This window comes from Kocuria sp. WN036 (genome assembly GCF_002287015.1).
Taxonomy (GTDB): domain Bacteria; phylum Actinomycetota; class Actinomycetes; order Actinomycetales; family Micrococcaceae; genus Kocuria; species Kocuria rosea.
On the sequence record NZ_NSKF01000020.1, the window covers coordinates 18,801 to 44,699 of the forward strand.

Below are 25,899 nucleotides of genomic sequence, written 5' to 3' on the forward strand. Positions count from 1 at the left end.
GACGGGAACGACCAGCTCACTTACCATTAGTGCACTCCCGTGAGGCAGGGCACAAGTCACCGGACCCGCCTCCGCGCTGGGTGAACAGCCGACCGCGCCCCGGGCGGACTCCCCGGACGGAGCGGAACGGACCCCCTCGGCGCCGTGGCCGAGGGGGTCCGGGACGGAGGGGCTCAGTCCTCCTCGACGTCGACCCGCTCCTGGCGCACGGTCTCCTCGACCACCTCCGTACGCTCCGTGCGGCGCACCACCAGGCGCACCCGCTCGTAGGGCACGCGCACCGTCTGCACCACGGGCACCTCCCGGTAGAGGATGACCTCGTCCTCCCCCACCGGCAGCTCCCGGCCGGCGAGGAACGCCTCGCGCTCCTCCTCGGTGACGGGGGTGCGGACCTCCTCGACGTCCTCGGACGCCAGGGTCTGCTCCGCGCGCACCGGCTCCTCCACCACGTACTTGCGCAGCCGGGCCCGCCCGGACTCGACGCGCTCGGTCCCGACCTGCAGCCGCTCCTCGTGCCGGACCACGGAGGGGGTCTCGCCGGAGCGACCACCGACCCCGAGGTCACCGGTCGCGTCCCCGGCGGCGTGGCGGCCGGCACCGCGCTCCGCCCCGGCCCGGGTCGTGGTGTCCCGGTCCGTGGTGTCCCGGGTCGTGGTGTCCGGGGTCGTGGTGTCCGGGGTCGTGGTGTCCGGGCCGGTGGCGTCCCGCTCCACGGTGTCCAGGTCGGCAGTGTCCAGGTCGGCGGTGTCCGGGCCGGTGACGTCCCGGCCGGTGGCGTCCCGGCCGGTCGCCTCCTGGTCGAAGGCCCCTCCGCCGGCGCCGGACGGCTCGTCGCGCCGGCCGTGGTCGCGCCGGTCGTCAGGCCGATCGTCGCCCACGCTCTCGCGGTCGTGGCCGGCCGTGGCGTCCGCCCCGGTCAGCGACTCGCCGGTCCCGCGCACGGGCGAGCCGTCGTCGCGGCCTGAGTCGTCGCCGTGACGGACGGCGTCGTCGTCCCCGGCGTCGATGTTGTAGGCGGGAGCCCCGCCGCGCGGGTCGCGGGTGTCGGTGGCACCCGAGGTCGCGGAGCCGCCGATGTCGCCGTCCTCCCGCCCGTAGGCGTTGTGGTCCCAGAGCTCGGTCGCCGAGCTGGGCGGGTGGCGCTCCACCCCGGTGTCGTCCGCGTCCCGCCCGCCGGCGCGCCCGGCGGTGGGCTCCTCGTGGGCGGACTCCTGGTCGTACGGGCGGTCGTCGGAGGTGGACATCGTGGACTCTCCTCGGGGTTGCAGTCGACAGCCACATTTTATCAGCGTGCTGAGCTGTGGCGCATTCCACTCTACGGGGGACCGGGGACCGGCGCGCCGGAGCGCCCGCCCTTGTCCGCCCGGGCCCACGGTGCGAGGATCGATGCATGAGCACCTGGACCGCCCTCGCGGCCGGCGGCGCCGAGGCCGTGCGGACGGGGGCGTGGGAGAGCGGTGCGACGGTGGCCGGAGCGGTCGTCGTCGTGCTGATGGTGGCCGCCACGGTCTCCCTGCTGCGCAGCCCGGCCCTGGATCCCGTGCTGCGCCTGCTGTGGCTGCTCGTGATCCTCGCGTTCCCCGTCGCCGGCGCGGGACTGTGGTTCGCGCTGGGCCGCCGGGCCCCGCGCCCGCAGGACCCGCACCCCGCGTAGCCCGCCGACACCCCCGCAGGACCCGGCCGAGAAAGGACTCCGCATGAGCTACACCCAGGACGGGCACGGGTTCTTCACCCGGGCCCTGGACGCCGAGGACCGCGGACGGCTCGACGAGGCCGAGACCGCCTACCAGCAGGCCATCGTGCTCTTCGAGGAGGAGGGCGACTCCCTCCAGGAGCAGGCCGCCTGCCACTACAACCTGGGTCATCTCTACCTCGGGATGAACCGCCCCGGCCGGGCCGTCACCGCCTACGAGAACGCCCTCGGGCTGTTCTGCCGCATCCCCGGCAGCGGCAAGCACCTGGCCCGCACACACCTGATCCTGGGCAGCCTGCTGCTCGAGCTGGACCGCGCCCACGACGCGGAGGAGCACCTCCTCGACGCCCTGGGCCAGTACCTCGACGCCCCGCACGAGGCGCAGGACCAGGCGCAGTGCCACGTCAACCTGGGACGGGTGTACGAGCTGGGCGAGCGCCACACCCAGGCCATCACGGCCTACAACCGGGCGCTGGACTTCTACCAGGAGACCGAGGCCACGGCCACGGACCAGGCGGAGTGCTTCACCGCCCTGGGCCGGCTCTACGAGCGCGCGGGCCGGATGAAGGAGTCCGGGGCCGCCTACGCGGCGGCCGCCCGCCTGCGCTGGTCCGCCGAGCAGCAGCGCCTGGAGCAGCAGAGCCCCGCCCGGGACGCCGGGGTGCCCGACGGAGAGGACCGTTCATGAGCTCGCGCCTGATCTACGGCTGCATGACCATCGGGGGGTCGTGGGACGACGCCCCGCCGAGCGCAGGGACCGTGGACCGTGCCCGGGCCGCGGTGCACGCGGCGCTGGACGCCGGCATCACCGACTTCGACCACGCCGACATCTACGCCCACGGCAAGTCCGAGGAGGTCTTCGGCGAGCTCCTCGCGGAGGACCCGGAGCTGCGCCGGAGGGTGCGCCTCCAGACCAAGTGCGGGGTGCGCCTGCCGGGCAACACCGCGGCACCCGGCGCGCCGACCCACTACCGGCTGGACCGGGACACGATCCGGCGCGGCCTCGAGGGGTCCCTCCGCCGGCTCCGCGTGGACTCCGTGGAGCGCTTCATGCTGCACCGGCCGGACCCCCTGGCCGATCCCCGGGAGGTCGCGGGGGCCCTGGACGAGCTGCGCAAGGAGGGGCTGATCCGCTCCGTGGGCCTGTCCAACATGTCGACCCGCCAGGTGTCCCGCTACCAGCAGGTGCTCAGCACGCCCGTCACCGCGGTGCAGCTCGAGCTGAGCCTGCGGCACCGGAGCTTCGTGGAGCAGCAGATCCTGGCCAACCACCCCGAGGGCGCGGAGCACTCCTTCCCGGAAGGGCTCCTGGAGTACTGCGCGGCCGACGGCATCGAGGTGCAGGCGTGGGGCGCCCTGGCCCGCGGCCTGTACACCGGTGCGCCGATCCCGCCGGAGGACCAGCACGCCGCGGCCACCGCCGAGACGGTCCACCGGATCGCCTCGGCGCACGGCGTCCCCGGCGAGGCGGTGGTCCTCGCGTGGCTCATGAAGCACCCCGGCGGGATCCGCCCGGTGCTGGGGACCACCGACCCGGAGCGGATCGCCGCGTGCGCCGCGGCGGAGGAGCTCGCGTCCCGGCTCGGCCACGAGGACTGGTACGCGCTGCTCACGGCGGCGCGGGGCCAGTCCGTCCCCTGAGCCCGCCCCGGCCGCTCAGCCCGTGAGCCGCGCGCCCAGCTCGCCGGCCGCCTCCCGGAGGGCGGGCACCATGTCCACGAGGTCCTCCAGCCGGTGCCGGAACACCGGCGCGGACAGCGCGAGCGAGCCGATGCAGCCCCCGCCCGGCCGCAGGACGGGCACCGCGACGGCGACCATCCCCACGTCGTGCTCCTGGTCCTGGGTGGCCCAGCCCTCCCGCCGGATCCGCTCGACCCGCCGGCGCAGCTCGTCCCGGTCCGTGAGCGTGGCCGGGGTGCGGGCCTCGAGCTCGATGGTGCCGAGCAGGTGCTCGCGCACGTCCTCCGGGGCGAACGCGAGCAGGCACAGCCCGAGGGCCGAGGAGTGCAGCGCGCCGCGGTAGCCGGGGTCGGAGGTGACCCGGAAGTCCGGCCCGTCCTCCTTGGCGAGGGTGTGGAAGCGGTCGCCGTCCAGGACGGCGAAGAGGCAGGACTCCCCCGTGCGCTCGACCATCCGCCGGAGCACGGGCACGACCGTCCCCGTGATCCCGAGGCGCTGGGCCACGCTGTGGGCGGCGTGGAAGATCTTCAGCCCCAGGACGTAGCGCCTGTCCTCCTGCAGCTCGGCGAAGCCGTCCCGGACGAGCGCGTTGAGCAGCCGGTAGGTGGTGCTGAAGGGGTAGCCGCAGATCTTGGTGGCCTCGGCCGCGGTCAGCCCGTCCGGGTGCTCCCCCAGCAGCTCGAGCAGCCGGAGGGCCTTGCCCACCATGTCCTGGCGGGCGGCCCCCGCCGGCGCCGGGGCCGTCACCGGGGGCCCCCGGCGCCGGGGAGGGCGGTTCTGATCGACGTTCGCACAGCAGCGCTCCGTCCGTCCTGCGGTTGACATGTGGACCAGCTCACAGAGATCATGATCACACAGTAGCAGTGACTTCCACAATATGAGAACCAGATCGCGTTGTGGACCGACCCGAAGGACCTCCATGAGCTCAGCAGCGACGACCGCCGGGACCACGGCCCCGCCGCCCTCCGGCCGGACGCCCCGCAAGGCCGCGCTGGCCAGCTGGATCGGCAGCGCCCTCGAGTACTACGACTTCGCGGTCTACGGCACCGCCGCCGCCCTGGTGCTCAACCACCTCTTCTTCCCCGCCGAGACGTCCCCCGGCGTGGCCATCCTCTTCGCCATGGGCACCGTGGGCGTGGCGTACGTCGTCCGCCCCCTGGGGGCCCTGGTCATGGGTCCGCTGGCCGACCGGTTCGGCCGCAAGTTCGTGCTCATGCTGACCCTGTTCATGATCGGCGGGGCGACCTTCGCCGTCGGCTGCCTCCCGACCTACGACCAGGTGGGGATGCTGGCCCCGGTGCTGCTCGTGCTGTGCCGCGTGGTCCAGGGGCTGTCCGCCGCGGGCGAGCAGGCCAGCGCCATCTCCATGTCGCTCGAGCACTCCGACGAGGACCGCCGCGCGTACACCACCAGCTGGACCCTGCAGGGCACCCAGTTCGGGACCCTGCTCGCCACCGCCGTGTTCATCCCGTTCACCCTCCTGCCGGAGGAGGCGCTGTTCAGCTGGGGCTGGCGCGTGCCGTTCTGGCTCTCCGCCGTCGTCGTGGTGGTGGCCTACCTGATCCGCCGCCACCTGGAGGAGCCCCCGGCCTTCCGGGAGGCCCGCGCCGAGACCCCCGCCGAGCAGCCGGAGTCCCCGCTGCGCGTGCTCCTGCGGCACCACCGGGCCGCCGTGGTCCGGATCGCCGCTGCCGCCATGATCAACACCGTCAACGTGGTGTTCACGGTGTGGTCGCTCTCCTTCGCCACCTCCGTGGTCGGCCTCGAGCGCTCCACCATGCTGTGGGTCTCCGTGCTGGCCAACGCCGTCGCCCTGTTCGTGATCCCGGTCGTGGCCGTGCTCGCCGACCGCATCGGCCGCAAGCCCGTCTTCCTCGCGGGGGTCCTCGGCCCCGCCGTGCTGATGTACCCCTACCTCTCGGCGGTCCACGCCGGGAACTGGCCGCTCATCTTCGTGCTCGGCGCCGTCATGTCCGGGTGCTTCTACTCGATGGCCAACAGCATCTGGCCCTCGTTCTACGCCGAGATGCTGCCGCTGCGGGTCCGGGTCACCGGCCTGGCCCTGGGCACCCAGATCGGCTTCGCCGTCTCGGGCGGCTTCGCGCCCGTCCTCGCCTCCGCCGTGGCGGGTCCCGCCGGCGACAACTGGCTGGGCGTGGCCGTGTTCGTCACGGTCGCGTGCCTGATCTCCGGCGGCGCCGCGCTCACCGCGAAGGAGACGGCGCGGAAGTCCCTCGACGAGATCGACGCGCTGCACACCTCGCGCACCGAGGCCGCCGAGCTGCGCGCCCTCGACGCCCGGGGCCGGGGCGCCGCGGAGGAGGGCGCCGCGGAGCCGGCCGCCGCCGGGGCGGCACGCTGATGCGCACCTCGATCGCCACGGTCTGCCTCTCGGGCACCCTCGAGGAGAAGATGCACGCCGCCGCGGCCGCCGGGTTCGACGGCATCGAGGTCTTCGAGCAGGACCTGGTCGTCTCCCCCTCCTCGCCCGAGCAGATCCGGGAGCTCGCCGCGCAGCTGGGCCTGAGCCTGGATCTCTACCAGCCCTTCCGGGACTTCGAGGCCGTGGGCCCCGAGCGGCTGGCCGCGAACCTGCGGCGCGCCGAGGCCAAGTTCCGGCTGATGGACCGGCTCGGCACGCAGACCCTGCTCGTGTGCTCCAACGTGGCCACCGCCGAGATCGACGACGACGAGGTCATGGCCGACCAGCTGCACCGGCTCGGCGAGCTCGCCGCGCGCCACGGCGTGCGCCTGGCCTACGAGGCACTGGCCTGGGGGAGGTTCGTCAACGACTTCGAGCGCGCCCAGCGGATCGTGGACCTCGCCGACCACCCGAGCGTGGGGACCTGCCTCGACAGCTTCCACATCCTCTCCCGCGCCTGGAACCCGGCCCCGATCGAGGACATCGCGGCGGAGAAGATCTTCTTCGTGCAGCTGGCCGACGCCCCGCTCCTGCACCTGGACGTCCTGTCCTGGTCCCGCCACCACCGGGTGTTCCCCGGGCAGGGCGACTTCGACATGGTCGGCTTCATGTCCCACCTGGTCCGCGCCGGCTACGACGGCCCCGTGTCCCTGGAGATCTTCAACGACGCCTTCCGCCAGGCCGACGTCAACCGCACGGCGGTGGACGGGCTGCGCTCCCTGCGCTGGCTCGAGGACCAGACCCGGCGGGCCCTGGCCGGGGAGCGGACCCGGGACACGCTCGAGCTCCAGCCGCTGCCCGCGGTCGAGGAGCCGGCCGGCCACGACTTCGTGGAGATCCGCACCGGGCGGCTCGGCGAGACCACCCGGCTCCTGCACCAGCTCGGCTTCGCCCTGGGCGGGCACCACCAGTCCAAGGAGAACGTGCAGGTGTGGGTGCAGGGACCGGTGCGGGTCGTCGTCAACGACGCGGTCCCGGACGGCTCCCCCACCGAGGTCGCCGCGCTCGGCTTCGACGTCGCCGACCCGGACGCCGCCGTCGACCGGGCCGCCCGGCTCAAGGCCCTGCCCGTGCCCCGCTCCCAGCGCGACGACGAGCAGGTCCTGCGCGGGGTGTTCGCTCCGGACGGCACGGAGATCTTCTTCTGCGAGCGCACGGCGGACGGGGTCCCGGCCTGGCTGGGCGAGTTCGGCGCGGACGACGAGCTGGACACGGGGGCCCTGGTCACCGGGGTGGACCACGTCAACATGGCCCAGCCGTGGCAGCACTACGACGAGGCCGTGCTGTTCTACACCTCGGTGCTGGCGCTGGAGGCGCAGGCCGCCCAGGACGTCCCCGGCCCCTCGGGGCTGGTGCGCAGCCAGGTGATGCGCTCGGCCAACGGGGCGGTGCGGATGCCGCTCAACGTGGCCCCGGCCGCCGCGGAGCAGGGCTCCTTCGTGGGCGCGGCCTACCCCGAGCACGTGGCGCTGTCCTGCACGGACGTCTTCGCCGCGGCCCGGCGGGCCCGCCGGCGCGGGCTGCGGTTCCTGCCCGTGCCGCAGAACTACTACGAGGACCTCGACGCCCGCTTCGACCTCGACGCCGGGTTCGTTGCCGCCCTGCAGGAGCTGCACCTGCTCTACGACCGGGACGCCGCGGGCGAGTTCCTGCACTTCTACACGGAGACCCTGGGCACGGTGTTCTTCGAGGTGGTCGAGCGCCGCAACGGGTACTCCGGCTTCGGCGCGCCCAACGCCCCGGTCCGGCTCGCGGCGCAGTACCGGCGCTCGCAGGCGGCCCACCGGGCGCGCACGGAGGCCTGAGCACCCCGCCGCGGGGCGCGCGGGTCAGCGGAAGACGCGCGGGCCCGCGTGCGGGGCGAGGAGCTCCTGCTGCTCCGCCGAGATGCGCAGCACCGTCCCCGTGGCGGGCACGAAGAACGCGAGCTGGGTCTCGGCCCGCACGCACGCCCGGCGCGAGACCACGTCGGTGATCTCGAAGCCCAGCGTCAGCGCCCCGCCGCGGGCGGAGACGACCCACACCCGGACCTCCACCGGCGTGTTGCGGTACTCGAGGGGGCGGAGGTACCTGATCCGGTTCTCGGTGATCAGCGCCTGGGTGCCCTCCGGCAGCGCGGAGAAGAACGGGATCAGCGGGGGCTCCACCTGATCGCCGGTGCCCACGGGCACGCCCAGGGCCGCGATCCGCGACTCCTCGAGCAGCCGCACGACCTCCACGTTGTTCACGTGCCCGTACGGGTCCATGTCGCCCCAGCGCATGGGCACCCGGCACAGCACCCCGGCCTCGTCCTCCACCGTCATGCGGTCCGTCCTCCTCGGTCCTCGACCTGCCGTGCGCACGGCACGTCCGCGCGGCACGCCCGCGCGCACCGCACCGGCGTGCTACATCGTAGGCCCGCACCGGCCCGCCCGGGCGGCCTCGGCCCGTCACACGGCGGCCGCGCCCAGCGGCGGGTGCGACAATGTCGGCTGATCCGGCCTCCGTCCCCACGACCGGCGAGGAGCGGCCCCGATGCCCCGCAGTGCCCGCACCACCCGCCGCCCCGTCCACCGCTCCGCCCGGGCGACCTGGGTGCTCGTCCCGGTGCTCGCGCTGCTCCTGGTCTGGCTGGTCGCCGGCTGGACGGCGTTCCAGCACCCCCGGACCGACGCTCCGGCGCGCTCGGACGCCCACCTCGTGCTGGGCCCGCCGGACCGGACCCGCATGGCCGAGGCGCTGCGGCTGATGGACGCCGGGGTGGCGCCCGTGCTGGTCGTGGCGAACCCCGGCACCGGCGACCTCGGCGACGCCTCGGGCCGGGTGTACTACACGCGGGCCGCGCAGACCTGCGCGGGGGACGGCGAGCAGGACTACGAGGTGATCTGCTTCCGCCCCGACCCCTCGACCACCCAGGGCGAGGCCATGGAGCTGCGCGCGCTCAGCGAGCAGCGGGGGTGGGAGCACGTCAGCGCGCTCACCTACCGTCAGCACGTCGCCCGCTCCCGCCTGCTGCTGGAACGCTGCTACGCCGGGGAGCTGGACGTGCTCTCCTTCGACTACCCGGCCGTGCCGCGGGGTCACCTGCGGGAGTTCGTCTACCAGTCCGGCGGCTTCGTGAAGGCCTGGCTCACCCCCGGCTGCGACCAGCAGCTGCCGTGGCGGCCCAAGTCCCTGGACTGAGCGGTCGGCCGGGACCGGTGGCCGTGCTCTGCGGCTCCCGCCTTCCCCCGCCGCGGCCCGAGGGGAAGACTGGGGTCATGACCGACCTGCAGTGCCCGGCCACGGCCGTCCTCCTCGACGACGCCGTCCCTCCCCCGCCGTGGACCGCGCGCCTGCGCGTGGCCGAGCGGTTCACGGCCCGCGGCGCCGAGGAGCTGGTCTCGCTCGTCGAGGACTCCGCCGACCTGTTCCGCGGCGAGACCTTCGTGGTCGCCGCCCCCGCGGGTGACATCGAGGCGGCGCTGCGGCGGCGGAGCGTGCGCGGCCGGGCACCCGTCGTCGTCGAGGTGGACTCCGCGGGGTGGCGGTCCGTGGCAGCCCCCTGACGCCCCGCTCCCCGACGGGGGCCGGTCAGGCAGAGCGCTCGAGCTCGTCGGCCACCCAGCCGTGCACGATGCCCGCGAAGGTGTGCGGGTCGGTGAGCACGCCCATGTGCGCGGTGTCCGTGACGATCCGCGTGACATGGTTCTCCTCCGGGTCGAGGGCGTCGATCGCGGGGTCGTCGTCCCCCTGGATGAGCAGCACCGGCAGCTCGGTGTGCTCGAGCAGCAGGGGTGTGCGGTCCGGCCGGTCCCGCATGGCCTCCAGGGCCCGGACCACGGCGTCCTCCGGCCAGTCCCGGGCCTGCCGGAGCGCGGCCTCGACGTCCTCCTCGCGGGCGTCCTCCCGGAACGTCCGGGGCATCTGCCGGTCCGCGTAGGCGGCGACGCCGTGCTCCCGCACGGCGTCGATCCCCCGGTCCCGGCCGGCGCGGGCCGACGCGTCGTCGGCCTCGGTGGTGCTGTAGGCCAGGACGGCGTGGCTGATCCGATCGGCGTGGCGCTCCAGGGCCGCCGCCAGCACGTAGCCGCCCAGCGAGTGCCCCACCCACACGCAACGCTCGATCCCCTCGGCGTCGAGCACCTCGCACACCCGGTCCGCGTACGCCTCCAGGTCGGCGGCTCCCTCCGGGAGGTCGCCGCCGCCGACGCCCGGCAGGTCCACCGTGAGCACGTCGTGGAAGGCCTCGAGCAGCGGCCGCGCCCGGTCCCACAGCCGCTGGGTGCACAGCAGCCCCGGGAGCAGCAGCAGGGTGGGCGCCCCCGAACCGGAGCGATCGGATCGGAGCACGGCGCTGTCCTTCCGTCGGCGGAGTCCTGGCCGTCAGCCTACGGACCCGGGCGATCCGGTGTCACCGGGCGCCCGTCGGGCAGCCCCCGGCGCTGTGCTGTCCGGCCGGGACCCTAGTGTTTCCGCTGGTGAGGTCGCCCTGACCCCACCGCACCGAAAATCCGAGGAGGACATCACTCTCATGATGGGACCGAGCCATGCGGCCTGCGGGGCGGCCGCATGGGTGGCGCTGACCGCCGACTACCAGCTGCACCTCCAGGACCTCACCGTCCCGATCGGCTGGGGCGTCCTGGACGTCGGCGACGCCGGTGTGCTCACCGGCGCGCTCGTCACCGCCGGGGCGGCGCTGCTGCCGGACCTCGACCACCCGGACGGGACCGTGGCCCGGTCCCTGCGCCCGCTGTCCACCTGGCTGGCCCGCGGGATCTGCCGGCTCTCCGGCGGGCACCGGCGCGGCACCCACTCCGTGCTGGGCGTGGCGGTGTTCACCGGCCTGGCCGCCGCGGCGCAGAAGATCGGGATCCCGGTCGAGGGCCTCGGCTGGGTGTGGCCGCTCGCCGCGGTGATGTCCGTGCTCCTCATCGCCTTCGCGGTGCAGGTGCTCGCCTTCGTGCCGGACCGGGTCGCGAAGCTCAACTGGGTCGTGGGGATCGGGCTGGGCGTCCTGGTGGGGCTGCACCCGCCCGCCCACGAGTGGTGGTTCGCCGCGGCCGTGGCCACGGGGGTGGTCGCCCACCTGGCCGGGGACCTGGTGACCACGCGCGGGATCCACCTGCTCTACCCGCTGCGGATGCCGCTGCCCCTGCCCCGGTCGGTGTACAAGAACCGGTCCTTCCTCACGGTGCCGCTGATCGGCAACGCCGGCTCGGCCGCGGAGATCGCGCTGCTCGCCCCGATCACCCTCTTCGCCCTGACGGGCCTGTGGGGGGCCTTCGCCCTGACCACCGGGCTCGTGGTCGCCTGAGCCTCAGACCACCCGCCCGTCGGCGGCGTGCTCGCGCACCTGCTGCCCGCGCTCCTTCTTGATCAGCTCGAGCGTGCGGATGAGCCGCGGCATCGTGATGATGACGAGCCCGCCCACCATGTTCAGCGGGATGACCCACAGCATCCACACCAGCCACTCCGTGTAGGAGATGTCGGCGCCCGCGTGCATCGCCCCGAAGATGACCGCCGAGTTCAGTGCGCCGTGCAGCATGCCCAGCCCGACGACCAGCAGGCCGTCGATGAGCGCGATGGCGGTGTGCACCACCTCGTTGCTGGATCCCTGGCTCATCCGCGTCCCGAGCGTGATGGTGCTGCCGGCCAGCAGCGCCAGAGCGGCCGACTCCACGGTGAGGCCCCCCTCGAGGTACTTGGTCGCCGACTCCTCAAGGACGTCGTGGAACTGCGGGAACCCCGCCACGATCAACCAGGTGAACAGCCATCCGCCCAGGAGGTTGGTCAGCAGGGTCACCGTCCAGAAGCGCGCCAGCTGCCACCAGGTGCTGTGCCGGGAGACGACGGCGTAGATGGGCACCAGGAAGTTCTCCGTGAACAGCTCCGAGTGGGCGAGCTGGAGCGCGAGCAGCCCGAAGCCGAACGCCGCGCCGGCCAGCAGGTCCGATCCGGTGGCCTCCTTGACCGCCAGGTAGGCGAGGATGCCCACCCCCACGTCGATGCCCCCGAAGAGTCCGGTGATGGTCATCGCCCGCCACGTGCGGGTCAGGCGTTCCGCGCCCTCGGTGACCGTGTTCTCGAACTCCTCGACCAGCTCGTCCTCGAGCGGCTCGTCCGTCCTGCCCAGCTCCTTGCGCTTCTCCTCGAGATTCTCCCTGTCGGGTTCCATCCGTGCCCCCTGTGTGCCCTCGTCGACCCCTGACCGGGATGCGGCAAGCCTACTGACAGCAGGCCGGAGACCACGATTGGCCAACGGGGGCGACTGTGGGTAGGATTGTCGTCGTTGCCCACAGCGGTCCGCCGCTGTGATCCATCAGCGCGAGTGGCGGAATAGGCAGACGCGCACGGTTCAGGTCCGTGTGCCCGAAAGGGCGTGGGGGTTCAACTCCCCCCTCGCGCACCACACAGGCGAAGCGGGACATCCGACGGATGTCCCGCTTCGCCTTTTTGATGCCCCCGGACCGGCCGGAGCAGCCGGGCCCCGGCGGCCGGGCTCAGCCGACCGGGATCACCCCGGCGTAGTCGGTCTGGTAGCCGGTGACCGGGGCGTGCGGGATCTCGTCCCAGCGCTCCGGGTCCTCCTGCTGGACCTCCCCGGTGGCCAGGCCGAGCAGCAGCTCCTTCACGGCGAGCACGTTCTGCCGCACGCTCTTGCCGCGGGCCTTCTGACCGAGGCTGCCGTCCGAGGAGTTGCCCGAGGTCTCGAAGAACACCACCGGGTGGGAGTGCCCCTCGGGGTTGAGCCCGCCGTGGTCCAGGCCGAGCATCATCGCCGAGACGACACCGCCCTTGATGTCGATCTCGTAGCTGCCGCCCACCTGGTAGCGGTCGATGTTGATGGAGCCGTACTTCGAGAGCTCGTCGTAGACGTGCACGTTCATCTGCCGGGTGAGCCGGTCGTAGGCGCCGCCCTCGAGCCCCGGCAGGGTCGGTCCGCCGGGAGCGAGGGAGATGCCCAGGGACAGGGTGACGTCGTCGCTGGTCCCGTACTGCGTCTTGAGGCCCTGGTGGTGGATGTCCACGCCCCAGGCCGGGTCGACCGTCGTCCAGTACTCGTAGAAGGCGCGGGACTCGTCGGCCGCGAAGCCCTCGGCCGTCCAGTCGCGGTTGAGGTCGATGCGCTGCGGCGTCCCGCCCTCCGGCGCGCCGGAGACCTGGTCCCACAGGACGGTGTGCCGGATGTTGGCCTCGGCGCCGTCCGGGTTGTACATGGGGATGATGTGGAAGGTGAACCTCGAGCGCAGCAGCTCGTACTCGGACGAGCCGTTGGTGCCGAGCTCCTTGAGCAGGCTCAGCAGGGCGTCGGTGCCGTAGGGCTCGTTGCCGTGGATCCGGCCCTGGAGCCACACGTGCTCCGGCCCCGAGCCGACGGTCGCGACCCACAGGTCCCGGCCCTGCTCGGAGGTGCTCACCTCCATGCCGGCCTCGGCGAGGGTGAAGGCGTCGACACCGTGGCGGCTGGTCCGCTCCAGCTTCTGCAGCTCCCGCTCCACGTCGTCGGGGGTCAGCATGCTCGAGATGCTGGTCCTCCCCTCCGTGGCGGGGAAGTTCGCGTCCGCGGCGGCAGGTGCGGCGGCACCGAGGGGAAGGGCGACGGCGAGCGCGAGCGCCGCCGCGGTCCGGCGCCGGCGGCGCGGGCGGTCCGAGGAGCGTGCGGTCGCAAGGTCGCGGTGCTGAGGGATCATGTGCTGGTCCTCCTGGGGGATGGGGCTGCCGGTGCGGCCCGGGGGGCCGCGCCTGAGGGGGTGCTCGCGATGCTATTCGCGATGGCACACGTCCGTCACCGGCCGGCCCGCAACAGTGGAAGTACTGCTCGGTAGACCTGCGTCCGCCGGCGGAACGTCCACGGGCTCCGCGCGGGCCGGTCCCCCACGGAGCCCGGTGATCCGGGCCACATCGGCCGCGGGGTGACGCCCGGCGTCGCGGTCCCCTGCGCCGTAGCCATAGACTGGGCGACTGTGAAAGCACTGCTCCTGGAGAACGTCCACCCCGAGGCCGAACGCATCCTGTCCGAGAAGGGCATCGAGGTCGAGACCCGCAAGGGCGCCCTCGACACCGGAGAGCTCGTCGACGCCCTCGAGGGCGTCGAGCTGCTCGGCATCCGGTCGAAGACCCACGTGACCCGGGAGGTGTTCGAGGCCCACCCGCAGCTGCTGTCCGTGGGCGCCTTCTGCATCGGCACGAACCAGATCGACCTGGCGGCCGCCACCGAGCACGCCGTGACGTGCTTCAACGCCCCCTACTCCAACACCCGGTCCGTGGTGGAGCTCGCGATCGCCGAGATCATCTCGATGGCCCGGCACCTCACGGACAAGAACAAGGGCATGCACGAGGGCGTGTGGGACAAGTCCGCCGAGGGCGCCCACGAGGTCCGCGGCCGCACCCTCGGCATCGTGGGCTACGGCAACATCGGCTCCCAGCTGTCCGTGCTCGCCGAGACCCTCGGCATGCGGGTCTACTACTACGACGTGGTGGACCGCCTGCCCCTGGGCAACGCCCAGCGCTGCGACACGCTGGAGGAGCTGCTGGAACGGGTCGAGACCGTCTCGCTGCACGTGGACGGGCGCACCAGCAACAACAACCTCTTCGGCCGGGATCAGTTCGAGCGGATGCGCCCCCGGTCCCTGTTCCTGAACCTGTGCCGCGGCATGGTGGTCGACTACAACGCACTGCGCGACGCCCTGGTCAGCGGGCACATCGCCGGCGCCTCGGTGGACGTCTTCCCCAACGAGCCCAAGGTGGCCGGGGACCCGTTCACCTCGGTGCTGCAGGGCCTGCCCAACGTGATCCTCACCCCGCACATCGGCGGCTCCACGCAGGAGGCGCAGGTGGACATCGGGCGGTTCGTGGCAGGGAAGCTCTCGTCCTTCGCGACCTCGGGCTCCACGACCCTGTCGGTGAACATGCCGCAGGTCCAGCTGGACACCGCCGTCAACGGCACCCGCATCCTGCACCTGCACCGCAACGTCCCGGGCGTGCTGGCGACCGTCAACAGCGTGCTCGGCGACCACGGCATCAACATCGACCGTCAGCAGCTGTCCACCCGCGGGGACACCGGCTACCTCGTCACGGACGCCGGCAACGGCGTGACCCGGGAGGTCATCGAGCAGATCCTGGGGCTGCCCGAGACCATCCGCCTCAGCACCATCAACTGACGCACCGCCTGCCTCCGGCTCCTGACGGAGGCAGGTGGCACAATGACCGCATGAGCGGCGTCCTGGAGCAGCCTGCCGTCCACGGCAGGAGCACCTACGGAGCGGTGGTGCTCGCCCTCGCACCGGCGGGGGCCGCACCGGGCCCCGACGACACCGCCCGCGCCGGCGACGACGCCGCCCCGGTCCCGATACGCCCCGCCGGCGGAGTCCTGCACCCGCGCCACGAGGCGGGGGCCGTCGAGCTCTTCGCCCGCCTGCGCGCCGAGGGCGTGCTCACGGCCCTGGTCACCACCCGCCCGGAGCTGGGCGCGGGACCGCCGGCGGACATCGTGGTCGCGGCCGATCCGCCGCGGGACGGCACCGCGGGGCGGGACGGGCCGGACCCGCACCCGCCGGCCGCCTCCCTGCTGCTCGCCTCCCGCCGCCTGGCGGTGGAGCCCGAGCACATCGTGGTGGTCAGCGACAGCGACCGCCTGGTGCGGACCGCCGTGACCCACGGCTTCGGGCTCGTCGTGGGGCTCGACGGCGCGGGCCGGCGGGGCCGGCTGCTCGCCGCCGGCGCCCACCTCGTGGTGGACGACCTCACGGACCTCGACATCCCGGTCGCCACCGCCCCGGGGGACTCCGACTGGGCCGGCGGCTGCGGCGGGGGCAGCCCGTGGAACCTGACCTACGCCGACCTCGACCCGCCGCGCGAGGGGATGCGGGAGTCGCTGTGCACCCTCGGCAACGGGTACATGGCCGTGCGCGGCGCCGCGAGCGAGTCCCGGGCCGACGGCACGCACTACCCCGGCACCTACCTTGCGGGCGTCTACAACCGGCTGCGCTCCGAGGCCGCCGGTCTCGTCCTGGAGCACGAGGACCTCGTGAACGCCCCCAACTGGCTGCTGGTGCAGTACCGCGTCCAGGACGGCTACTGGTTCGAGCCCACCCCGGACAACGTGCTGGAGCACCACCAGGACCTCGACCTGCGCACCGGGGTGCTGACCCGCACCCTGCGCTTCCGGGACGAGGCCGGGCGCACCACCCGCGTGACCACCCGCCGGTTCGTCTCCCAGGACCAGCGCCATCTGGCGGGGCAGGAGACGGTCTTCGAGGCCGAGGACTGGAGCGGGACCCTGACCGTGCGCAGCCTCGTGGACGCCGACGTCCGCAACCGCAACGTCGCGGAGCACGCCGCCCTGGCCGGCCGGCACCTGGCCGACGCCCGGCTCGAGGACCTGGGCCACGGGACCGCACGGGTCGAGGTGGCCACGTCCTGGTCCGGCGTCCGGATCGCCGTGGCCGCCCGCACCCGGGTGCTCCGCAGCGGCACGGAGGACCGGCTGCTCTCCCGGGTCCCGTCCCGGCCCGCGCCCGGCGTGGTGGGCCACGAGCTGCGGCTGCGGATGGACCCGGGGCGGGCCGTGCGGGTCGAGAAGGTCGTCGCCCTCGTGACCTCGCAGGACCGGGCGATCGCCACGCCCGCGCACGCCGCGTCCACGCTGCTGGAGCGGGCGGGCGGCTTCGACGAGCTGCTCTCCGCCCACGTGGTCGCGTGGCAGGCCCTGTGGTCCGCCTTCGCCGTGGCCACCGACGCCGGCGGCCAGCAGGGCCTGGCCGTGAACCTCAACACCTTCCACGTCCTGCAGTCGGTGGCGGCCGCGCACCCGGACCTGGACGCCGGCGTCCCGCCCCGCGGGCTGCACGGCGAGGGCTACCGCGGCCACGTGTTCTGGGACGAGATGTTCGTCTACCCCATGCTCACCCTCCGCCGGCCCGAGTGGACCCGGGCGCTGCTGGCCTACCGGTACCGGCGCCTGCCCGAGGCGCGGGCGGCGGCCCGCGCGGCCGGCCACGAGGGGGCCATGTTCCCGTGGCAGAGCGGCAGCGACGGCCGCGAGGAGACCCCGCGGGCGCTGTTCAACCCCCGCACCGGCCGGTGGATCCCGGACCACTCGCGGCTGCAGCGCCACGTGGGGCTGGCGGTCGCGCACAGCGTGTGGCAGTACTACCAGGCCACGGGCGACACCCGCTTCCTGATCGAGCAGGGCGCCGAGCTCGTGGTGGAGATCGCCCGGTTCTTCTCGAGCCTCGCGGTGCACGACCCCGAGGACGACCGGTACGTGATCACGGGGGTGATGGGCCCGGACGAGTTCCACGACGGCGCCCCGGGCGCGCCGGGCTCGGGGCTGCGCAACAACGCCTACACCAACGTCATGACGGCGTGGCTGCTCGCGCGGGCGGTCGAGATGGTCGAGCGTCTCGGCCAGGACTACGGCGGGCCCCTGTGGCGGCGCCTGGGCCTGCGGGAGGACGAGGTGGCCCGCTGGGAGCGGGTCCGCACCCGGCTGCGGGTGCCGTTCCTGGCCGGCGGCGTCCTCGCCCAGTTCGAGGGCTACGAGGAGCTGCCGGAGCTCGCCTGGGAGGACTACCGGGCCCGCTACGGCTACATCGGACGCCTCGACCTCATCCTCGACGCCGAGGGGCGCTCCACGAACGACTACCGGCTGGCCAAGCAGGCCGACGTCCTGATGCTGCTGTACCTGTTCTCCGCGGAGGAGCTGCGGGAGCTGCTGGGGCAGATGGGCTACGACTTCCCGGCGGAGGCGGTCCGGGCCACCGTCGCCTTCTACTGCGACCGCTCCTCGCACGGGTCCACGCTCTCCAACGTGGTGCACTCCTGGGTCGAGGCCCGCCGGGACCGCCCCAGCTCCTGGTCCTTCCTCACCCGGGCGCTCAACAGCGACCTCGTGGATGCCCAGGGGGACACGGTCCGCGAAGGGGTGCACCTGGGGGCCATGGCCGGCTCCGTGGACATCCTCACCCGCTGCTACACGGGCCTGGAGGTCCGGGACGACATGCTGTGGCTGCACCCGGCGATCCCCCCGCAGCTGCCCAAGGTGTCCTTCTCGATCAGCTACCGGGACCAGCCCATCCAGGTCGAGGTCACCCGCGCCGGGCTGCGGCTCTACCTCGCCCCCGGCCCCGCCGAGCCCGTGCGCGTGAACGTCGACGGCGAGGTCCACGAGCTCGCCGCCGGGCAGATCCGGCACTTCCCCGTGGCGGTGACCGATGCCTGAGCCGTGCACCGCCGGCCACGGGGCCGCGGTCCCCGTGGAGGACCCCACGAGTTCACCGGATGATCACCGGGGGTTCCCCCTCGGTGGCACCGTGGTCGGGCCGCCCGGTCCACCATGGGACGACGACGCCCCCGCACTCCCCCACCCTGGAGCAGTGATGTCCTCAGACACCGTCCTTCTCGACCGTTCCACGACCCCCGGCGTCGCCGATCCCGCGGTGCCGCTCATCGGTCCCGCCACGGGCCGCGCCCTGCACGTGATGAGCTACAACATCCGCTTCCACCACAGCGGCACGCACGCCGGGAACCCGGACCACTGGCCCGACCGCGCGCCCCGGCTGGCGCGGCTGCTGCAGCTCGAGCAGCCCACGCTGCTCGGGGTGCAGGAGGCCCTCCACCACCAGCTGCCGGCGGTGGAGCGGGCGCTGCCCGCCGGCTACCGGATGGTCGGCTACGGGCGCGCCGGGGGCAGCAAGGGCGAGTACTCCGCGATCTTCTACGACGCCCGGCGCCTGGAGCTGGTGGAGTGGGACCAGTTCTGGCTCTCCGGCACCCCGGAGCTCATCGGCTCCACCACCTGGGGCAACGACATCCCGCGCATCGTCACCTGGGGCCGCTTCCTGGACCGCGGCACCGGCACCGACCTCGTGCTCGTCAACACCCACTTCGACCATGACTCCGAGACCGCCCGGGACCGCAGCGCGGAGGCCCTGGTCGAGCTCGTGCACAGCTTCCACCCGCACACCCCCACCCTGGTCACCGGGGACTTCAACGCGGAGGCGGGGGACTCCGGGGCTTACGAGACGCTCGTGGGCTCCGGGGTGCTCGCCGACACCTGGACGGCCGCCGAGGAACGGCTCACCCCCGCGTGGGGCACCTTCCCGGACTACGGCGAGGCCGTGGAGGGCGAGGAGCGGATCGACTGGGTGCTGGCCGGCCCCGGCGTCCGGGTGCGCCGCGCCGCGATCAACACCGCCCGCTTCGCGGGGGGCCACCCCAGCGACCACGCCCCGGTGCAGGCGCTCGTCACCCTCGACCGGGACTGAGCGCTACTCCCCTGCGGGACCGAGGGCGAGCGGGCGCCACGGGCGGGCGCCGTCGGCCTCCGCCCCCATCGACCCCACGGTCCGCGCGGTGCGCGCCAGGGACGCCGCGTCCTCCTCGCGGGAGCGGCAGACGTCCTCGGCCGGCAGCGCGCACCACCGGATCGGGTCCAGGGTGAGGATGTGCGGGGTCCACACCGGGTCCCCGGCCACCCACTCCCCGTCCTCGCGCGCGAAGGACATGCTGACCGTCAGGCCCTCGTTGTTGACCGGCACCCGGGTGGCGTGCTCCGAGACGCTGTTGCCCAGGCCGTGCACGATCCAGGTGTCCCCGCGCTTCTCGATCGGCAGCACCGAGTGCGTGTGGTGGCCGTAGACGAAGTCGAACTCCCCGCTGTCGGCGAGCGCGTGCGTGACCTCGAACTGCTGCCGGTCGGGCGCCGAGGAGTACTCCTCGCCGGCGTGCACCGCGGCCAGCACGATCTCCGCCCCCGCCGCCCGGGCCGCGCGCGCCTTGCGGACCATCTCGGGGACGTCCAGCAGGTCCACGCGCCACGCGGCGTCCGGGACGTTGCCGTTGAGCCCGTAGGTGCCGGTCACCAGGCCCACCCGCACGCCGTCCGCGTCCAGGACCAGCGGCTCCCGCGCGTCCTCGGCGGCGCGGTACGTGCCGGTGGTCGCGATCCCGGCGTCGGCCAGGACGTCGAGGGTCCGCTCGAGGCCCTCCGGGCCGGCGTCCACCGCATGGTTCGAGGCCGTGGTGCACGCGTCGTAGCCGAGGTCCGCCAGCGCCGGGACGATCTGCGGCGGAACCTCGAACGAGGGGTACCCGGAGAAGGGGCCCTCGGCCGCGGCGAGCGGGGTCTCCATGTTGCAGACGGCGAGGCCGGCGTCCTCCGTGAACGGGCGCAGGCCCTCCACGAGCGGGCCGAAGTCCAGCTCCCCGTCCCCGTCCGCCTCGGCCTGCGCCCACAGCCCCGGGTGGAGCAGGACGTCGCCGGTGACCACGACCTCCAGCCGGTCCGGGGCCGCCTCCGGCGCTGCGGGGGCCGACGACGCCGCCCCGGTCCCGTCCGGAGCGCTCGCCGGCGGCCCGGCCGGCTCCGGGGAGCAGCCGGCGAGGACCGTCGCCCCCGCCAGGAGGACCGCGGCCAGGCCCGCCGCGGGGCCGTAGCGCACCGGCGGGAGGACACGACGAGAACTCATGGACCGAGGGTAGGCCACCCCGGCGGGGGCCGCCCACCCGCGGAAGGTCAGGACAGGACCGTCGACCAGAGCCCCTCGTCCTCGGGACGGTGCGGGACCTCGGTGCTGGGCACCACCTCGGCCGGCGCCGGATGGGCCCTGCCCTTCAGCGCCAGCATCTCCTCCAGGTCCTCCAGCGGGGTGGGCGAGTTGTCGGCCCGCAGGTCGACGTCGAGCAGCACGGGGTACTGGAAGCCCGCGAGCGTGTCGGCCACGAGCACCGCGGCGCTCTGCTGCCCCCGGCTGTCCCCACCCGCGTCCCGGCCCGCGCGCAGGCAGGCCAGGAGCGCGCCGGCCATCTCGGTGCTGGTCGGCCCGGACCCCGTGAGCGCCTCGTCCATCGCGGCGCGCATCGACTCGACGACCTCCGGGCCGGTCAGGTAGTTGCCGATCACCACGAAGTCGGCCCCGGCCACGCCCCCCGCCCAGGGCGTGCACAGGCTGCCGGTGAGGTGGGCGCCGGGCCCCGCCACGGGCAGGACGGCCACCTGGCGCAGCGCCAGGTCCGGGTCGGCGTCGGTCAGGGCCGCGATCGCCTCCTCGGCCGTGCCCCCGTGGTGCAGGGTGCGGAGCATCTCGAAGCGCAGCCGCCGGTTGGTCCACGCCTGGGAGGCGACCACCCCGGCGGTGGGCACGAGGGCCGGCACGGCGTTGCCCACGGCGAGCGAGCAGCTCGCCGTGGCGGCGCCGAGCAGGCGGGAGTCCGCGCTCCGGGCGATCACGGTGTAGGTCACGAGCACCTCCTGGCCGGCACGTCCGTGCCGGCCGGTTCGTTGTCGATGGATGCCCCGCGCGGACCGGGGCGGGACGTCCTCCGCCCCGGCACGCCGGGCCCGCGGTGCTGGTGGCGGGCCGTCCCGGGTGCACAGGGTGGGACGACACCCACGACCGGGTGCGCACCGGCAGGGCGGCCGCACGCAGCACCTGCCGGGTGCTCCCGGGCGGACGGCTCATTCCTACCACCGGGAGGCGGCGGATGGCACGCGGAGCGCGGATCGCCGGCCTGGGGAGCGCCGCGTGCCGGGCACGGCGGCCCCGGCCTCAGGAGGCGGGGCCGCCGTCGTGCTCGAGCTCGGCCAGCACCGGGAAGTGGTCCGAGGCCCACACCCCGCGCGGGCGCTCGGCCAGGACCCGGGCGTCGAGCACGCGGACCGGGCCGCCGTACAGGATCCAGTCCAGGCGCGGCGTCCTGGCCCCGGGCTCCCGGTAGCGGGGGAAGGTCCCCGCGGCGTCCGGGGGCAGGGTGTCCCGCAGCCCGCCGGCGAGCGCGGCGTCCCAGGTGCGGGAGCGGCCTGCGGCCGCGTTCATGTCCCCGAGGAGCACCAGGGGGCCGTCCCACCCGAGGAGGAGGCCCTGGAGCGCGGCCAGCTGGCGCAGCCGCGCCCGCTCCGGCCACGGGTCGAGGTGGGTGACGCCCACCCGCCAGGCCACTCCCGTGCGCCGGTCCGTGAGGTCGGCCAGCACCAGGGTGCGGGGGAAGAGGTCCCCCGGCACCTTCGATCCCGGGACCTCCGGCAGCGCGGACAGCCACCGCTGCTGCCAGCGCTCGATCCGGAAGCGGGTGGTGTCCACGGCCAGCAGGCACCGCTCGCCGCCGCCGTCGGCGTCCCGGCCCCCGCCCAGGAGGACGTGGTCCGGCCCCAGGGCCTGCTGCAGGGGGTGCAGCTGCTGCGGGAGGACCTCCTGGAGGGCGACCAGCTCCGGCCGGTGGGCCCGGAGCACGGCCTGCACGGCGGGGGCCCGGGTGAACCACGCGTCCGGCGCCGTCCGGCCGTACTTCGGCAGGGGGCGCCGGACGTTGAAGGTCATGGCCGTGAACGCGCCCCGGCCCCGCGGACCACGGGGGTCGGCGGGGCCGGGGCGGGCGTGGGCTGCCACGGTCGCGGGGCGGACTACTGGGCGGCGGACTCCGCCGCGCCCTGCTCCGTGCGGGCGCCGCCGTGCTGGAGGTCGCCGCCGCTGTTCTCGAGGTGGGCGCGCATGAACCACTGGAAGAGCTCGAGCTCCTTGACCTGGCCGATGAGCATGTCCTCCGTGACGGGGTCGAGCTCGCCGACCTTCTGGATCGCGTCGCGGTGGTCCTCGATCACGCCGTTGTAGACGATGTCGAGGGCGGCGAGGTGCTCCACGCTGGTCGCACGGTGGACCGAGTAGTCGTCCCAGGTGCGGGACTGCACGAGGTCGCCCGGCAGGCCGGAGGGGCCCACGCCCAGGGTGGCCATGCGCTCGGCGAGCTCGTCCACGAAGCCGCGCACCAGCTCGATCTGCGGGTCCAGCATCTCGTGGACCGAGATGAAGTTGGGGCCCACCACGTTCCAGTGGGCGTGCTTGAGCGTGAGCTGGAGGTCGTTGAGGGCGTGCAGGCGCTGCTGGAGCGTCTGGGCGACCTCGTGGCCGTTCTCGGTGGACAGGCCCGGCACGGTGTAGGGGGCGGTGCGCTGGTTCGGGGTGGCCATGGGTACGTCTCCGTGTTTCCGGCCGCCACGGGCGGCGGCCTGGCTCGACAACTGCGGGCGGCCCGCGGGACGGGCCTCTGCCCCCACTATGGCACGACCCCCACCCACTGTCAGCACCCTGTCCATTCGCTTCGCTGTCCGCGATATCCGGGGGATGCGCGCCCGCCGGAGGACGCCTGATCGGGGCCTTGCCAGGACGCGGAGCCACTGATTGGCTGGGGCCCATGGACACGACTCCCGCCTCCGGCGACCAGCTCCCCGACGACCCGCACCTGGCCGACGACGTCGGCGTCCCCGACACCCCGGCGCGCGACCTCGAGACGGCCCCGGACCCCCTGGGCCAGACCAACGCCGGCCAGCGCGTGCCGAGCGCGGGGGACGCCGCGGACCCCGCCGACCCGGACTTCGGCGCGGGCGCAGGCGGCCCCGGCCCCACGGCCGGGGACTGACCCGGCGCGCCGCCGCTGCCCTGGGTCCCATGAGCACCCGCAGCACCAGCACCGCCGGGATCGCGCGGGCCACCGGCGTCCCGTGGGAGACCTGGACGGCCCGGCTCGACGAGCTCGGCGCCCGGACGATGGGCCACGCCGAGCTCGCCCGCCGAGTGGCCGAGCAGCTCGAGGGCGCCGTCGACAACCACGAGTGGTGGGCGCAGGCCGTCGCGGTGGCCTACGAGCAGCACACGGGCGCCCGCCGGCCCGGTCAGGCCGGGGACGGCACCTTCGGGGCGAGCGCGAGCCGCACCGTGACCGGCACCCCGGAGGAGGCGCTCGCCCGGTGGAGCGCGCTCATGGCCGGCCGCACGGAGGTCGGCGGCGTCCCGTTCCAGCAGCCGCCCACCACCGCCGCCACCGCGAAGTGGCGCTACTGGCGGGCTCGCCTCGCCGACGGGTCCAGGGTCTCCGCGAACATCGGCGCCAAGGCCGGTGGCCGCGCCACGGTGGCCCTCGCGCACACCGGCCTGGCCTCCGCGGAGGACGTCGTGCGGTGGCGCGCGGCCTGGAAGGACCTGCTGGCCGCGCTCTGAGCCCGCGCCGCGCTTGTGAGGCGGCTCACTCCTCGCCTACGGTGACCAAGTACCTGAGACGAGGAGTATCAGATGACCGTGCCCTATCCGCGCCTGCTCGCACCCCTGGACCTGGGCTTCACCACCCTGCCCAACCGGGTGCTCATGGGATCGATACACACCGGTCTCGAGGAGCTGCCCGGAGGGTTCGAGCGGCTCGCGGAGTTCTACGCGGAGCGGGTGCGGGGCGGGGTGGGACTCATCGTCACGGGCGGCGTGGGGCCGAACCCCGAGGGCGCCACCCGGGCCGGGGGTGCTCTCCTGCGCACCCCCGAGGAGGTGGCCCGGCACCGCCTGGTGACCGGCGCCGTGCACGCCGAGGGCGGCAGGATCGCCCTGCAGATCCTGCACTCCGGCCGCTACGCCAAGGCCCCGGCCGCCGTGGCCCCGAGCTCCCTGCGTGCCCCCATCAGCCCCGTGGTGCCGCACGAGCTCACCGCGGAGGAGATCGAGCGGACCATCGAGGACTTCGCCCGCACCGCCGCGCTCGCCCGGGAGGCCGGCTACGACGGCGTGGAGATCATGGGCTCCGAGGGCTACCTCATCAACGAGTTCGTCGCCGCCGAGACCAACCACCGCACCGACGAGTGGGGAGGGTGCTACCCGAACCGGATGCGCCTGCCCGTGGAGATCGTCCGCCGCGTCCGCGAGCGCACCGGCCCGGACTTCGTCCTCATCTACCGGCTCTCCATGCTGGACCTGGTCCCCGGCGGCTCCACGCTCGAGGAGGTCGTGGCACTGGCCCGGGCGGTCGAGGCCGCCGGCGCCACCCTGCTCAACACCGGCATCGGCTGGCACGAGGCGCGCATCCCCACGATCGCCACGGTCGTCCCCCGCGGCGGCTTCTCCTGGGTGACGCGCCGGCTCAAGGGCGAGGTCGGGATCCCGCTGGTCGCCGTGAACCGGATCAACACCCCGGAGACCGCGGAGCGGATCCTGGCGGACGGGGACGCCGACATGGTGTCCCTGGCCCGGCCCCTGCTCGCGGACCCGGACTTCGTGGTCAAGGCCGCGCGCGGCCGGGCGGACACCATCAACACGTGCATCGCGTGCAACCAGGCGTGCCTGGACCACACCTTCGCGGGCCGCACGGCGTCCTGCCTGGTCAACCCGCGGGCCGGGCACGAGACCCTGCTGCGCCTCGGCCCCACCCGCCGGGCCGAGCGGATCGGCGTGGTCGGCGCGGGCCCCGCGGGGCTGGCCTTCGCCGTCGGCGCCGCGGAGGCCGGGCACGCCGTCACCCTCTTCGAGGCGGCGGACCGGATCGGCGGGCAGTTCCTGATGGCGCTGCGCATCCCCGGCAAGGAGGAGTACGCGGAGACGCTGCGCTACTACGGGGTGCGGCTCGCCGAACTGGGGGTGGAGGTGCGGCTCGGGACGGAGGCCGGGCCCGGGCACCTGCGCGGCTTCGACCGGCTCGTGCTCGCCACCGGCGTGGAACCGCGCGTGCCCGCGATCGAGGGGGTGGAGCACCCCTCGGTCGTGGGCTACCGGGACGTCCTGCAGCACGGGGCGCCCGTGGGACGCCGGGTCGCGGTCCTGGGCGCCGGGGGCATCGGCTTCGACGTCGCCGAGTTCCTCCTGCACTCCGCCGGCACGGACTTCTACCGCGCGTGGGGCGTCGACACGACGCTGTCCGCCCGGGGCGGGCTGGTCGAGCCCCGGCCCGGGCGCCCGGCGCGCGAGGTGACGCTGCTGCAGCGCTCCCCCGGCAAGCTCGGGGCCGGCCTGGGCCGCACGACCGGCTGGATCCACCGGACCTCGCTCCGGGCCGGCGGCGTCCGCACCCTGAGCGGGGTCGTGTACCGGCGGATCGACGACGACGGGCTGCACCTCACCGCGCCGGGACCCGACGGCACGGAGCCGGTCGAGCAGGTGCTGCCGGTCGACACCGTGGTGCTGTGCACGGGCCAGGAGCCGCTGCGGCGGCTGCACGACACGCTGCTGGGGACCGGCCACGACACCGGCGCCGTACCGGTGCACCTCATCGGCGGGGCGGACGTGGCGGCCGAGCTGGACGCCAAGCGGGCGATCCGGCAGGCCACGGAGCTCGTCGCCGCCCTGGGCTGACCGCTCCCGGCCCGGGCCCGGCCTGGCGGGGCAGGGCCGGG

The 25,899-nt window shown here is 74.3% G+C and carries 24 protein-coding genes and 1 tRNA gene; 15 read left to right on the forward strand and 10 right to left on the reverse strand.

Features of this window, described 5'->3' with window-relative positions; all coding sequences use genetic code 11:
- Positions 1 to 173: 173 nt before the first annotated feature.
- Complete coding sequence (locus CK505_RS18690; protein ID WP_217987553.1) at positions 174 to 1,244, reverse strand: YsnF/AvaK domain-containing protein; 1,071 nt, start codon at positions 1,242 to 1,244, stop codon at positions 174 to 176.
- Between the two features lie 146 nt (positions 1,245 to 1,390).
- Here CK505_RS18690 and CK505_RS12815 point away from each other — a divergent pair, with 146 nt between their 5' ends.
- Genes CK505_RS12815 through CK505_RS12825 form a run of 3 tightly spaced genes read left to right on the forward strand, consistent with a single transcriptional unit; the run spans position 1,391 to position 3,334 of the window.
- Positions 1,391 to 1,654, forward strand: coding sequence for a PLDc N-terminal domain-containing protein (locus tag CK505_RS12815; protein WP_035925812.1), 264 nt, complete (start codon positions 1,391 to 1,393; stop codon positions 1,652 to 1,654).
- A 43-nt stretch (positions 1,655 to 1,697) separates the two neighbouring features.
- A complete protein-coding gene (locus tag CK505_RS12820) occupies positions 1,698 to 2,381 on the forward strand; it encodes a tetratricopeptide repeat protein (protein ID WP_095651303.1) in 684 nt (227 codons plus the stop codon).
- A complete protein-coding gene (locus CK505_RS12825) occupies positions 2,378 to 3,334 on the forward strand; it encodes an aldo/keto reductase family oxidoreductase (RefSeq protein WP_017834381.1) in 957 nt (318 codons plus the stop codon). The genes CK505_RS12820 and CK505_RS12825 overlap by 4 nt, the downstream gene beginning before the upstream one ends.
- A gap of 15 nt (positions 3,335 to 3,349) precedes the next feature.
- Here the strand turns inward: CK505_RS12825 and CK505_RS12830 are convergent, their stop codons facing one another.
- Positions 3,350 to 4,120 carry an IclR family transcriptional regulator gene (locus CK505_RS12830; RefSeq protein ID WP_176475343.1) on the reverse strand — a complete coding sequence of 257 codons (771 nt, stop codon included), beginning with the start codon at positions 4,118 to 4,120 and terminating at the stop codon, positions 3,350 to 3,352.
- Positions 4,121 to 4,292: 172 nt separating this feature from the next.
- On the opposite strand from CK505_RS12830, the gene CK505_RS12835 reads away from it, so the two are divergent.
- Positions 4,293 to 5,735 (forward strand): MFS transporter, encoded by a 1,443-nt coding sequence (locus CK505_RS12835; protein WP_095651304.1) that lies wholly within the window; start codon positions 4,293 to 4,295, stop codon positions 5,733 to 5,735.
- Complete coding sequence (locus tag CK505_RS12840) at positions 5,735 to 7,600, forward strand: bifunctional sugar phosphate isomerase/epimerase/4-hydroxyphenylpyruvate dioxygenase family protein (RefSeq protein WP_095651305.1); 1,866 nt, start codon at positions 5,735 to 5,737, stop codon at positions 7,598 to 7,600. Before CK505_RS12835 ends, CK505_RS12840 begins: the two co-directional genes overlap by 1 nt.
- Positions 7,601 to 7,624: 24 nt before the next feature.
- Here CK505_RS12840 and CK505_RS12845 read toward each other — a convergent pair whose 3' ends face one another.
- Positions 7,625 to 8,098: a thioesterase family protein gene (locus tag CK505_RS12845; RefSeq protein WP_095651306.1), complete on the reverse strand. Its 474-nt coding sequence runs from the start codon at positions 8,096 to 8,098 to the stop codon at positions 7,625 to 7,627.
- A 211-nt stretch (positions 8,099 to 8,309) separates the two neighbouring features.
- On the opposite strand from CK505_RS12845, the gene CK505_RS12850 reads away from it, so the two are divergent.
- Entirely contained in the window at positions 8,310 to 8,957 is a 648-nt protein-coding gene (locus CK505_RS12850; RefSeq protein ID WP_095651307.1) for an S-adenosyl-L-methionine-binding protein, read from the forward strand.
- Positions 8,958 to 9,034: 77 nt separating this feature from the next.
- Positions 9,035 to 9,322: a hypothetical protein gene (locus CK505_RS12855; protein WP_035925795.1), complete on the forward strand. Its 288-nt coding sequence runs from the start codon at positions 9,035 to 9,037 to the stop codon at positions 9,320 to 9,322.
- A 25-nt stretch (positions 9,323 to 9,347) separates the two neighbouring features.
- Here the strand turns inward: CK505_RS12855 and CK505_RS12860 are convergent, their stop codons facing one another.
- The gene (locus CK505_RS12860; RefSeq protein ID WP_095651308.1) at positions 9,348 to 10,106 is read right to left on the reverse strand and encodes an alpha/beta fold hydrolase; all 759 of its coding nucleotides are present in this window, start codon (positions 10,104 to 10,106) and stop codon (positions 9,348 to 9,350) included.
- 181 nt (positions 10,107 to 10,287) lie between these two features.
- Here CK505_RS12860 and CK505_RS12865 point away from each other — a divergent pair, with 181 nt between their 5' ends.
- Positions 10,288 to 11,070 (forward strand): metal-dependent hydrolase, encoded by a 783-nt coding sequence (locus tag CK505_RS12865; protein WP_017834072.1) that lies wholly within the window; start codon positions 10,288 to 10,290, stop codon positions 11,068 to 11,070.
- Between the two features lie 3 nt (positions 11,071 to 11,073).
- Here CK505_RS12865 and CK505_RS12870 read toward each other — a convergent pair whose 3' ends face one another.
- Positions 11,074 to 11,931 (reverse strand): formate/nitrite transporter family protein, encoded by an 858-nt coding sequence (locus tag CK505_RS12870; RefSeq protein ID WP_095651309.1) that lies wholly within the window; start codon positions 11,929 to 11,931, stop codon positions 11,074 to 11,076.
- Positions 11,932 to 12,078: 147 nt separating this feature from the next.
- Here CK505_RS12870 and CK505_RS12875 point away from each other — a divergent pair.
- Positions 12,079 to 12,165, forward strand: a tRNA-Leu gene (locus CK505_RS12875).
- Between the two features lie 91 nt (positions 12,166 to 12,256).
- On the opposite strand, the gene CK505_RS12880 is transcribed toward CK505_RS12875, so the two are convergent.
- Positions 12,257 to 13,447 (reverse strand): M14 family zinc carboxypeptidase, encoded by a 1,191-nt coding sequence (locus tag CK505_RS12880; RefSeq protein WP_095651310.1) that lies wholly within the window; start codon positions 13,445 to 13,447, stop codon positions 12,257 to 12,259.
- Between the two features lie 273 nt (positions 13,448 to 13,720).
- On the opposite strand from CK505_RS12880, the gene serA reads away from it, so the two are divergent.
- From serA to CK505_RS12895, 3 genes are all read left to right on the forward strand, one after another.
- The gene (serA, locus tag CK505_RS12885) at positions 13,721 to 14,917 is read left to right on the forward strand and encodes a phosphoglycerate dehydrogenase (RefSeq protein ID WP_095651311.1); all 1,197 of its coding nucleotides are present in this window, start codon (positions 13,721 to 13,723) and stop codon (positions 14,915 to 14,917) included.
- Positions 14,918 to 14,967: 50 nt separating this feature from the next.
- Positions 14,968 to 17,979 (forward strand): glycosyl hydrolase family 65 protein, encoded by a 3,012-nt coding sequence (locus tag CK505_RS12890; protein WP_095651312.1) that lies wholly within the window; start codon positions 14,968 to 14,970, stop codon positions 17,977 to 17,979.
- A 157-nt stretch (positions 17,980 to 18,136) separates the two neighbouring features.
- Positions 18,137 to 19,024, forward strand: a complete 888-nt coding sequence (locus CK505_RS12895; RefSeq protein ID WP_017834077.1) for an endonuclease/exonuclease/phosphatase family protein — start codon at positions 18,137 to 18,139, stop codon at positions 19,022 to 19,024.
- A 3-nt stretch (positions 19,025 to 19,027) separates the two neighbouring features.
- Here the strand turns inward: CK505_RS12895 and CK505_RS12900 are convergent, their stop codons facing one another.
- The 4 genes from CK505_RS12900 to CK505_RS12915 form a co-directional block, all read right to left on the reverse strand.
- Complete coding sequence (locus CK505_RS12900; protein ID WP_255250954.1) at positions 19,028 to 20,227, reverse strand: CapA family protein; 1,200 nt, start codon at positions 20,225 to 20,227, stop codon at positions 19,028 to 19,030.
- Between the two features lie 47 nt (positions 20,228 to 20,274).
- On the reverse strand, positions 20,275 to 21,000 hold the full coding sequence (locus CK505_RS12905; protein ID WP_017834079.1) for a DUF1028 domain-containing protein: 726 nt from the start codon (positions 20,998 to 21,000) through the stop codon (positions 20,275 to 20,277).
- Between the two features lie 307 nt (positions 21,001 to 21,307).
- Entirely contained in the window at positions 21,308 to 22,075 is a 768-nt protein-coding gene (locus CK505_RS12910; protein WP_176475344.1) for an endonuclease/exonuclease/phosphatase family protein, read from the reverse strand.
- 83 nt (positions 22,076 to 22,158) lie between these two features.
- On the reverse strand, positions 22,159 to 22,722 hold the full coding sequence (locus CK505_RS12915) for a Dps family protein (protein ID WP_095651315.1): 564 nt from the start codon (positions 22,720 to 22,722) through the stop codon (positions 22,159 to 22,161).
- A 224-nt stretch (positions 22,723 to 22,946) separates the two neighbouring features.
- On the opposite strand from CK505_RS12915, the gene CK505_RS12920 reads away from it, so the two are divergent.
- The 3 genes from CK505_RS12920 to CK505_RS12930 all read left to right on the forward strand — a co-directional run bounded on the left by CK505_RS12920 (position 22,947) and on the right by CK505_RS12930 (position 25,858).
- On the forward strand, positions 22,947 to 23,171 hold the full coding sequence (locus CK505_RS12920) for a hypothetical protein (RefSeq protein ID WP_017834082.1): 225 nt from the start codon (positions 22,947 to 22,949) through the stop codon (positions 23,169 to 23,171).
- Positions 23,172 to 23,200: 29 nt separating this feature from the next.
- Complete coding sequence (locus CK505_RS12925) at positions 23,201 to 23,749, forward strand: hypothetical protein (protein ID WP_017834083.1); 549 nt, start codon at positions 23,201 to 23,203, stop codon at positions 23,747 to 23,749.
- A 72-nt stretch (positions 23,750 to 23,821) separates the two neighbouring features.
- On the forward strand, positions 23,822 to 25,858 hold the full coding sequence (locus tag CK505_RS12930; RefSeq protein WP_095651316.1) for an NADPH-dependent 2,4-dienoyl-CoA reductase: 2,037 nt from the start codon (positions 23,822 to 23,824) through the stop codon (positions 25,856 to 25,858).
- The last annotated feature ends 41 nt before the right edge of the window (positions 25,859 to 25,899 follow it).